The 4,071-nt window shown below is 72.1% G+C and carries 4 protein-coding genes; 2 read left to right on the top strand and 2 right to left on the bottom strand.

What is annotated here, in order from left to right:
- Both HMPREF3159_RS10245 and HMPREF3159_RS10240 read right to left on the bottom strand, forming a co-directional pair.
- Positions 1-500: FadR/GntR family transcriptional regulator (locus tag HMPREF3159_RS10245; protein ID WP_141748176.1), on the bottom strand; the 500-nt coding region annotated here is incomplete at its 3' end.
- Positions 490-1,944 (bottom strand): Nramp family divalent metal transporter, encoded by a 1,455-nt coding sequence (locus HMPREF3159_RS10240; RefSeq protein WP_083305908.1) that lies wholly within the window; start codon positions 1,942-1,944, stop codon positions 490-492. The genes HMPREF3159_RS10245 and HMPREF3159_RS10240, both read right to left, overlap by 11 nt.
- 138 nt (positions 1,945-2,082) lie before the next feature.
- Between HMPREF3159_RS10240 and deoC the strand changes: the two genes are divergently transcribed.
- Both deoC and HMPREF3159_RS10230 read left to right on the top strand, forming a co-directional pair.
- Positions 2,083-2,748, top strand: coding sequence for a deoxyribose-phosphate aldolase (deoC, locus tag HMPREF3159_RS10235; RefSeq protein WP_070500938.1), 666 nt, complete (start codon positions 2,083-2,085; stop codon positions 2,746-2,748).
- 117 nt (positions 2,749-2,865) lie between these two features.
- The gene (locus tag HMPREF3159_RS10230) at positions 2,866-4,035 is read left to right on the top strand and encodes a DUF2330 domain-containing protein (protein ID WP_070500937.1); all 1,170 of its coding nucleotides are present in this window, start codon (positions 2,866-2,868) and stop codon (positions 4,033-4,035) included.
- The last annotated feature ends 36 nt before the right edge of the window (positions 4,036-4,071 follow it).

Here is a 4,071-nt window from a genome sequence, read left to right as displayed (position 1 = left end):
AGCGCGGCGAGGTGGTCGGGATCGGGCTCGCCGAAACGGCGGGCGGCGAGGGCAGCGGCGCGCACCTCCAGCGGGGAGCGCAGATCCATGAGGGTGGCGAAGCCCTCGCCGGGGGCGGTGCGGATCGTGCGCGAGAGCGAGAAGCGCACCAGGGAGCTGTCGGTCGGGCGCACCCGGGCGGCGCGGCCGTTGGAGATCTCCACGATGCCGAGCGCGTCCAGGGCGCTGAGCGCCTCGCGCACCACGGCCTTGGAGACCGCGAAGCGCTCCGCGAGCGCCCCGGCCGAGGGGAGCGGGTCCCCGGCGTCCAGGCCCTCGTCGTCGATCAGGTCGAGCACGGCCTGCCGTGCCCGGCCCACGAGGGTCTCGCGGCTCAGCGCCTGGTCCGACGGGTCCACGGGGGAGGTGAGGTAGCGCCAGGCGGTGTCGCCGAGGCCCGCGGCGCGGGTCTGCTCGGAAGGCGGGGCCTGCTCAGAGGACGGGGCCTGCTCAGAAGGCATTGGCGAGCCCGATCACTCCCACGGCGATGATCGCCGCGGCGGAGATCCACAGCATGATCTCGGTGGGGCGGCCGTCGCGGATCCGCGGGTCGGTCTGCGTGCGGGCCAGGAACACCGTCGCGATCGCCGCGCCGATGAGGTACACGGCGTTGAGGATGCCGGCGATGATGACCAGTAGCAGCGGGGAGGAGGCGATCGTGCCCAGCAGGCCCCAGCCGATCGGCAGGACGATCATGATCACGCGCTGCCAGCGGTCGCGCGCGGCCTGGTCGTTCCAGTCGTACGCGCCGAAGACGGCGAGGGTCTGGCCGGAGATGCGGCTGAGGCTGGGGACGTTGGCGAGGATCGTCTTGAACAGCGCGAGGCCCGCGCCGATGAGGAAGAGCACGCCGCCCCAGGTGCCCACGGCGGAGTCGAAGATCGAGGAGATGGTCACCATCACCTCGTTGCCCTCGGGCACCAGGCCCTGCGGGTGCAGCACGGCGGCGCCGAGGATAAAGAACGCGGCGGTGGAGGCGGTGTAGACGACCCACGAGACCCACGCGTCGACCTTCATCACGGAGATCCAGCCCCTGGCGCGGGGGACCCAGCCCTCGGAGCCGTCGTTGGGGCCGGTCCAGGCGGCGTAGCCCTTCGCGACGACCCAGTAGGTGTAGGCGGTGGTCTCGCCCGCGCCGACGCCGGTCATGCCGAACATCGCGATCGCGACGCCGATCGCCCCGGCCGCGAGCTGGAAGCGCATGCCGCCGGCGAGGTCTCCGGCGCTCCACGCGAACTCGGTGCCCTGCAGGAGGAACACCATCACGATCGCGAAGAGCGTCACCAGCAGCACCAGCACGGTGGAGATCCGCTCGACCACGGCGTAGCGGTTCAGCGAGTGGATGGCGATCGCGACGACCACCAGCAGCGCGACCCAGACGCCGATGGACAGCAGCGAGTAGGGCTCGCCGCCGATCGGCATCAGGCTCGAGAAGGCGAAGGCGGAGGCGCTGATCACGCCGGCCTGCCCGATGAAGAACTGCAGGATCATCAGCAGCTGCAGCCAGGAGATCCAGCCGCGCCTGCCCAGCCGCGGGGGCACTTCGTCGTAGCCGTCGACCGCGGTGCGGCCGGTCGAGATGGACCAGCGGGCCAGCTCGATCTGGACCCACACCTTGAGGAAGGTGGAGACCAGCACGAGCCACAGCAGCATGAAGCCGACGGTGGCGCCGAGGGCGGTCGCGGTCAACAGCTCACCGGAGCCGACGACGGCGGCGGAGGTGATCATGCCGGGGCCGAGGAACTTCAGTCGGCCGCGCAGGGTGGTGGGCGGATCGGCGATCTGGGAGCCGTCGACCACGTAGGGGTCCACGCCCTTGGCGAGCACGGTGCGGGTGGGGAGGTCGGGGCTCGGCTGCGGCGAGGCGGGGGATCCGCTCGGCGTCGAACTGGGGGACGTCGTCATCGACGGGTACTCCTTCATACGGTCTTAACGCGAGGAGCAGGGAGCCGCATCGCGCCGAATGCCGGAAAACCTATCAGATAGGTGGATAGGTAGTGGCGAGGTGTCGATCACGAGCACGCTCGTGGGAGGATTCCGTGCATGTCCTCCATCGAGAACGCACAGCTCGCCGAGCTCATCGACCACACCCTGCTCAAGCCCGAGGCGGTCCGCGCCGACGTCGACGCCCTCGCCCGCGAGGCCGAGGGCCTCGGCACCTACTCGATCTGCGTCTCGCCCTCGATGCTCCCCGTCGAGACGAGCGTCAAGGTCGCGACCGTCTGCGGCTTCCCCTCCGGGCAGCACAGCGCCGAGGTGAAGGCCTTCGAGGCGCGCGAGTCCGTCGCCAAGGGCGCCGATGAGATCGACATGGTGATCAACGTGGGCCTCGCCCGCGCCGGGGAGTACGAGCAGGTCGAGCACGAGATCCGTGCCGTCCGCGATGTCGCGAAGGCCCCGGTGCTGCTCAAGGTCATCATCGAGTCCGCCGCCCTGGACGACGAGCAGATCGTCGCAGTGTGCCAGGCCGCAGAGCGCGCCGGCGCCGACTTCGTGAAGACCTCCACCGGCTTCCACCCCGCGGGCGGCGCCTCCGAGCACGCCGTCGCGCTCATGCGCGAGACCGTCGGCGACCGCCTCGGCGTCAAGGCCTCCGGCGGGATCCGCACCCGCGAGGCCGCCGAGGCCATGGTCGCCGCGGGCGCGAGCCGGCTGGGCCTGTCCTCCTCCAAGGCCATCCTCGAGGGCGGCACCGGCAGCGGGTACTGAGCAGCCGGCTCCGAGCCGGATCCGGGCCGGCGAGCGGGCGGGCGTCCGCCGGCCGGCCCGGGAGCATGACCTGCGCGTCGTGGGGGCGCGAGGGAGGGGGCCACGAGGGGGAGCGTGATGACCGACGACCGACGGCTGCTCGATGCGCTGGGGCGGGGCCGACGGCGGCTCCTCGCCGTTGCGCTGACGGGGATGCTCGTGCTCGCCCAGCTCCTGCTGGGCGCCGCGAACCCGGCCGGGGCCTGTGCCTGCGGGGCGTTCTTCGACCCCGTCGACCAGCGCGCCGACGCCGGTGTGCTGCGGGAGACGGCGATCCTGTCCCTGGACGACGGGGTCGAGACGATCATCATGGGCCTGGCCCTGGACGGCACGCGCACCGGGTCGACCCTGCTGATGCCCACCCCGTCCGTGCCGGAGGTGAGCGCCGCCTCCTCCGGCACGCTGCGCGAGATGCAGACGGCGACCGCGCCGCGCGAGGAGGTCGAGTACGACCTGTGGGGCGACAATCCCTTCCTCGCAGGGTCCGGGGCGCCGGAGGGCAGCGCGCCGACGGGAGGCACGGGCGTCACCGTGCACGAGCTGTCCCGGGTGGGTGATTACGACGTCGCCGTGCTCGAGGGCGGCGCCGGCTCGGTGCGGACCTGGCTCGCCGAGAACGGCTACGAGCTGACCGACTCCGTCTCCGTGCTGCTGGATCCGTACGCCGAGGAGGGCTGGGTGTTCACCGCGGTGCGCTACGCCGCCGACGCCGAGCTCGGCGGCGAGATGGAGCCGCTCCGGATCGACTTCCCGAGCGACGAGCTCGTCTACCCGATGCGCTTCTCCCAGGCCGCGACGCAGCGCCAGAGCCTCTCGCTGTTCGTGCTCTCCGACCAGCCGATGCAGCGCACCGACGGCTCCGTCGACGGGCAGCGCGTCCAGCGGCCGTGGATCGCCGACCCGACCCTGTGGGACTGGGACTGGAGCGATCCGACGCTGCGCGAGCTGACCGGCACCGCGGCAGCAGAGGCCGCGGACGGCATCGAGGACGAGACCCGACATCGGATCGTCACCGAGTTCGACATCTCCGGCGAGCCCGGATCCTTCAGCGAGGACTTCACCTTCGGCCCGGACCCGGAGGCGGACCAGGTCGTGCCGACCTACACGGTCACCGAGATCGTCACCTTCGCGGGCTTCCCCGTCGGCTGGCTGCTGGTGGCCGCGGGCGTCGTCACCGCGCTCGCCCTGATCGTCGCGGCCGCATCCCTGGCCTCCGCCCGCAGGGCACGGCGGCGCGTACGGGGCTGAGCCGCGTCGGGCCGACCGCTCGGACGCCGGGCCGGT

This window comes from Brachybacterium sp. HMSC06H03 (assembly GCF_001807385.1).
Classification (GTDB): Bacteria; Actinomycetota; Actinomycetes; order Actinomycetales; family Dermabacteraceae; genus Brachybacterium; species Brachybacterium conglomeratum.
The sequence above is the reverse complement of the archived record's forward strand: the minus strand, read 5'-3'. Positions and strand labels throughout refer to the sequence as shown.

Coding starts and splice junctions, on each gene's coding strand:
- HMPREF3159_RS10240 (WP_083305908.1), bottom strand. CDS start 1,944: ATGACGACGTCCCCCAGTTCGACGCCGAGCGGATCCCCCGCCTCGCCG.
- deoC (WP_070500938.1), top strand. CDS start 2,083: ATGTCCTCCATCGAGAACGCACAGCTCGCCGAGCTCATCGACCACACC.
- HMPREF3159_RS10230 (WP_070500937.1), top strand. CDS start 2,866: ATGACCGACGACCGACGGCTGCTCGATGCGCTGGGGCGGGGCCGACGG.